The 4,689-nt window shown below is 67.3% G+C and carries 6 protein-coding genes and 1 pseudogene; 5 read left to right on the forward strand and 2 right to left on the reverse strand.

Annotation, left to right across the window (positions count from 1 at the left end; all coding sequences use genetic code 11):
• From QK444_RS32655 to QK444_RS32675, 5 genes are all read left to right on the forward strand, one after another.
• Positions 1-1,169 (forward strand): trypsin-like peptidase domain-containing protein (locus QK444_RS32655; protein ID WP_282785912.1); only part of this gene is annotated, 1,169 nt, incomplete at its 5' end.
• A 98-nt stretch (positions 1,170-1,267) separates the two neighbouring features.
• On the forward strand, positions 1,268-1,768 hold the full coding sequence (locus QK444_RS32660) for a MogA/MoaB family molybdenum cofactor biosynthesis protein (RefSeq protein WP_178070443.1): 501 nt from the start codon (positions 1,268-1,270) through the stop codon (positions 1,766-1,768).
• Complete coding sequence (locus QK444_RS32665; RefSeq protein ID WP_282785913.1) at positions 1,758-2,003, forward strand: hypothetical protein; 246 nt, start codon at positions 1,758-1,760, stop codon at positions 2,001-2,003. Before QK444_RS32660 ends, QK444_RS32665 begins: the two co-directional genes overlap by 11 nt.
• A 433-nt stretch (positions 2,004-2,436) precedes the next feature.
• Positions 2,437-3,117: an MspA family porin gene (locus QK444_RS32670; RefSeq protein WP_143979294.1), complete on the forward strand. Its 681-nt coding sequence runs from the start codon at positions 2,437-2,439 to the stop codon at positions 3,115-3,117.
• Positions 3,118-3,181: 64 nt separating this feature from the next.
• Positions 3,182-3,847 carry an MspA family porin gene (locus QK444_RS32675; RefSeq protein WP_282785914.1) on the forward strand — a complete coding sequence of 222 codons (666 nt, stop codon included), beginning with the start codon at positions 3,182-3,184 and terminating at the stop codon, positions 3,845-3,847.
• Between the two features lie 94 nt (positions 3,848-3,941).
• Here the strand turns inward: QK444_RS32675 and mscL are convergent, their stop codons facing one another.
• Positions 3,942-4,346 (reverse strand): large conductance mechanosensitive channel protein MscL, encoded by a 405-nt coding sequence (gene mscL / locus QK444_RS32680; RefSeq protein WP_282785915.1) that lies wholly within the window; start codon positions 4,344-4,346, stop codon positions 3,942-3,944.
• A 131-nt stretch (positions 4,347-4,477) separates the two neighbouring features.
• A pseudogene (locus QK444_RS32685) lies at positions 4,478-4,689 on the reverse strand (flagellar biosynthesis protein FlgA); the annotation flags it as partial.

The raw sequence follows: 4,689 nt of genomic DNA on the forward strand, positions 1-4,689 counted from the left end.
GACCAGGCGGGCCGGGTGGGCCCGGGCAGCCCGGCTACCTCGGCGCTCCGGGGCCCAAGGGCGGCAAGCGCACCGCCCTGGTGGCGGGCGCGGTGGTGCTGGCGCTGGTGAGCGGTGGTGTCGGCGGTGTGGTCGGCTCGCTCGCGACCCGTGACGCCGGCGGCGGCCGACCGGCCGTCACCAATGCCCTCGACGCTCCCCGCGAGAAGGCCACCAATGTCGCCAACGCCCCCGCGGGGTCGGTGCAGGCGGTGGCCCAGAAGGTGGTGCCGAGCGTGGTCATGATCCGGGTGGAGGGCAATCGCGCCGAGGGCGAGGGCTCCGGCGTGGTGCTGTCCACCGACGGCCTGATTCTCACCAACAACCACGTGGTCAGCGGCGCGGGCCCGAACGCCCGGATGGAAGTCGCGTTCAGCGACGGCTCCACCGCTCCGGCCACCCTGGTGGGCACCGATCCGGTCTCGGACCTGGCGGTCATCAAGGTGAGCGGGAAGTCCGGCCTCACCCCGATCGAACTGGGCAGCTCGGAGAACCTCCAGGTGGGCCAGTCCGTGGTGGCGGTCGGTTCGCCGCTGGGCCTCGCGGGCACCGTGACCACCGGTATCGTCTCCGCCCTCAATCGTCCGGTGTCCACCAGCGGTGATGCCGGTTCGACGGGTACGGTGATCGACGCCATCCAGACCGACGCCGCCATCAATCCGGGTAATTCCGGTGGCGCGCTGGTGGATATGAACGGCAAGCTGATCGGCATCAACACCGCCATCGCCACCCTCGGCGTCTCCGACCTGTCCGGCGGCCAGAGCGGTTCCATCGGCCTCGGCTTCGCCATCCCGGTCGACCAGGCCCGGCGTGTCGCCGATGAGCTGATCAAGACCGGCAAGGTCACCTACGCCCAGATCGGGATCAAGGTGCGCGGCCAGGACGACGTGAACGGCGCACGGGTGGTGGAGGTGACCCCGGACGGCGCGGCCGCCGCCGCGGGCATCCCGAACGGCGCGATCATCACCAAGCTCGATGACCAGGTCATCGATTCCGGTAACGCGCTCATCGCGGCGGTGCGTTCGCACCGGCCGGGCGACAAGGTGAAGATCACCTACACCGATGAGCAGGGCAACAATTCGAGAACCGTCGAGGTGACCCTCGGCGAGGTAGTGGAGGGCGGCCGATGAGCCAAGTACGCAGCAGACCGATCGCGCTGGCGGCGGAGCGAATCCTCCGAGACGGGGGTTGGGAGCCGTTGTCGGACAAGGACGCTACGGTGAGCACCATGGAAATCGATGCCGCTGTGGCGGGCCGTGCTCTTGTCGTGGTCGTCGACGACCGAACCGCCCATGGCGGGGTGGACTCGCTGGGTCCGCTGGTCACCGAGCTACTCACCGAAGCGGGCTTCCTGGTGGACGCCTCGGTGTCGGTGCAGGCCGACGAGGTCGAGATCCGCAATGCGCTCAACACCGCGGTGATCGGCGGCGTGGATCTGGTCATCTCGGTGGGCGGCACCGGCATGTCCCCGCGCGACTGCACCCCCGAGGCCACCGCCGAGGTGCTGGACCGGGAACTGCCGGGCATCAGCGAGGCACTGCGTGCCTCCGGCCTGTCCGCCGGTTCGGTGGACGCGGGCCTGTCCCGCGGCCTGGCGGGCGTCTCGGGCAGCACGCTGGTGGTCAACCTGCCGGGCACCCGCGCCGCCGTCCGCGACGGTATGGCCACCCTCGGCCCGCTGGCGATCCGCGTGATCGAGCAGCTGTCCGGTCTCGCGGATGAACTCTGACGCCGATCGCGACACCCCGGCCGATCTCGAACCCGAGACCGGCCGCGATTCCGAGCCGTCCCGCGATTCCGAGCCGTCCCGCCGCAAGAAGCTCTCCAAGGCCGAGGCGGCGCGGCTCGCGCGGGTCTTCGGCGACACCCTGCCAGCTACCACCCGGGACGAACGGACTCCGGAGCCGAACTCGGGTGCGTCCGACGACTGGTTGCGGTCGCAGGTGCCGCCGCATCACGGCTGAAATTGATCCGTGCGATCTGCGCCGGCCATCGTCGGCAAAGGCTCGACGCTTAGCGTCGAGCCTTTTCGTTGTTTCTACGACTTCCCTGCTCACCGCACTTATGCAAATCAAGTGATATGAGAATCATGGTCACTGTGATCCAGATCACACGGTGTTTACCAACTCTTACATTGCTCTGTCATTGCCTGAGTGTTTAATGTCCCACTTCGGGCTGTACAACCCGTGGGTTCTCCAGTCTCGGAGTGTGGCGTTGCCGCGCCCACTGCACCAGGAACCTGGCCCGGGTTCCTGTGGCTGAACTCGCTTGGAGCACAAAATTTGTCATTGGTTACACAGTGGCAACAAAAAGGCGACAAACTGAGCTGGGCCTGAGAGGACCCCATTTCAGCCTCGGGTGTCGAGGCTGACCGCTAGAAACCTGATGAGGGGAAGTATGAGCGAGAACCGCACCAACGGTCTGCGTCGTGGTGCCCGGATCGCGGGCGCTGGCGCGGCTGCGGCCGTTGCCATCGGCCTTATGTCGACCGGTGCTGCCCACGCGGATACCTTCGTGCCGTTGCCGGACGGCCAGAAGACGAGCCCGGGTGGCGAGGTCACCATTACGCGTACGGGCGAGCAAGCGATCGTGTCGCCGTCCCTGGCGGCCAACGGCGCAGGGCGCACCGTGTGGGTGAGTGGCAATGCCACCGCCGACGTCCGCAGCACCCCCGAGGGCGAGCCGGGCCCCTGGAACGGCCCGTCCGGCCGTGACGGCTCCAACAACTCGTCCACCCACGGCGCTTCGCGTATCAGCACCGGCTACATCATCGGCTGCCAGGTCAGCATCGGTGACGAGGCCGTGTCCGCTGGCGTGTCGGCGAGCATCAACCTGAGTGATCTCGGCGGCGGCGTGTCCATGGGTCTGGAACTGGGCCCCGGCCAGGTCAAGTGGGTCGAGGTCGAGGGCAAGGACATCCTGAAGCCGGGTGTCTACTCGGTCGAGTACATGGATGCCGAGATGCAGATCCAGGGCTGCGCGGGTTACGCGCAGGCCCGGTCCTACACCGTGGTCGAGATCATCGGCGACCACTACTCGAAGACCACCCTCTACGGTATGCCGTTCAGCATCGGCTGACGTGTCCCGGTCTCGCCAAATCACTTCTCGCGCAAGCGAATTCAAACCCTTGAGGGAAAACAATATGAACATCCGTAAGACCGTGGCTCGGCTGGCCGGTGTGGGTGCCACTGCCGCCGTCGCCCTGGGCCTGTTCTCCACCGGCGCCGCGAACGCCGACACCTTCGTGCCGCTGCCGGGCGGCGAAATCACCAAGACCCTGTCCGACGGCACCGTCGTGACCGTTCGCCTCGTCGGCGAGTCGGCCCTGATCAGCCCGTCCATGGGCGCCACCCCGCTGCACCGCAACGCCTGGGTCTCCGGTTCGGCTCAGGTCGAGCTGTCCGGCGCCAGCACCGGCAAGATCTACCCCGGCTACGTGGTCGGCTGCCAGGTGAACATCGGCGGCGGCGGCGTCGAGGGCGGTATCGAAGGCAGCGTTCCGCTGGAAGAGGGCGGCAGCGCCTCCCTCGGTGCCTCCACCGGTGGCAGCTTGTCGCTCGGCCCCGGCCAAGCGGCGCGCTTCTACGTCCTCGACATCGAGAAGCCGGACGACTACGGCAACGAGGATCACGGCACCAACAACAAGTTCAAGGGCACCAGCGGTTCGGTGACCTGGGCCGACACCACCATCGGCCTCGGTGGCTGCGCCGGTTACGCGCAGGCGCGTGCCTTCGTGACCGTCAAGGTCGAGACGGACAACGTCATGAGCACGGTCACCCTGTGGGGCCAGCCGTTCAGCCTCGGCTGATCGACGCCTGATCCGAGAATGGGCCCGGTGCGTTTTCGCACCGGGCCCATTTCTTTGTTCAGTGCCGCTTGTTCACCGGATGGTGGGCTGCCGTTCAGGATTCGTGTTTGCCGCCGCTGCGTTCGGGGCCCGCGGCGAGCAGATCGCGAATCTCGGCGAGCAATTCGAGCTCGGTTGCCGTGGCTTCGGCTGTGCCCCAGCGCTTTTTGGCCTTGTTTGCCGGTACCACCACGATGAAGTAGAGCAGGGATGCGATGATGATGAAGTTGAGCGCGGCCGTGATGATGGGGCCGATGGCGATGAAGGTCGCCGGTTTGTCGGCTACGAGTTGGAATCCCAGCCCGAGTTCGTCACTCTCGCCGAATACGGCCAACAATGGGTTGATGATGCCATTGCTGAAGGCGGTGACAATGGCGACGAATGCGGTGCCCATGACCACCGCGACCGCCAGGTCCACGACATTGCCGCGCAGTAGAAAATCCTTGAATCCCTTGAGCATGGCCGAAACTCCCTCTGCTTGATCGCCGCGCCGGGGCGGGTCGGATACGAGCGCCGAACGTGTCCGGGTGGAGCCGTGCACTGATGTTCATCAGGGGTTTACCGGGGATGCTAATCGACCGGCGGTGCCGGTCAGTGGAACACGACGGTAAGGGCGGTGCGTAGCGAGGCGGCGGCGACCGCGGTGGCATGGCGGGCGTCGAGCGCCACCAGTACCACCCGCTCACCGGACTCGCGTGGCCCGTCGCCCCCGGAGACCAGCACCACCGCGGCATCGGTCGCCAGCACGCGCACCGGCGGCACGGAGTCGGGGGGGGGGGGGGCCCCCCCCGCCCGCCCCCCCG

Source organism: Nocardia sp. CC201C (assembly GCF_030010695.1).
Taxonomy (GTDB): Bacteria; Actinomycetota; Actinomycetes; order Mycobacteriales; family Mycobacteriaceae; genus Nocardia; species Nocardia otitidiscaviarum.

Coding starts and splice junctions, on each gene's coding strand:
- QK444_RS32660 (WP_178070443.1), top strand. CDS start 1,268: ATGGAAATCGATGCCGCTGTGGCGGGCCGTGCTCTTGTCGTGGTCGTC.
- QK444_RS32665 (WP_282785913.1), top strand. CDS start 1,758: ATGAACTCTGACGCCGATCGCGACACCCCGGCCGATCTCGAACCCGAG.
- QK444_RS32670 (WP_143979294.1), top strand. CDS start 2,437: ATGAGCGAGAACCGCACCAACGGTCTGCGTCGTGGTGCCCGGATCGCG.
- QK444_RS32675 (WP_282785914.1), top strand. CDS start 3,182: ATGAACATCCGTAAGACCGTGGCTCGGCTGGCCGGTGTGGGTGCCACT.
- mscL (WP_282785915.1), bottom strand. CDS start 4,346: ATGCTCAAGGGATTCAAGGATTTTCTACTGCGCGGCAATGTCGTGGAC.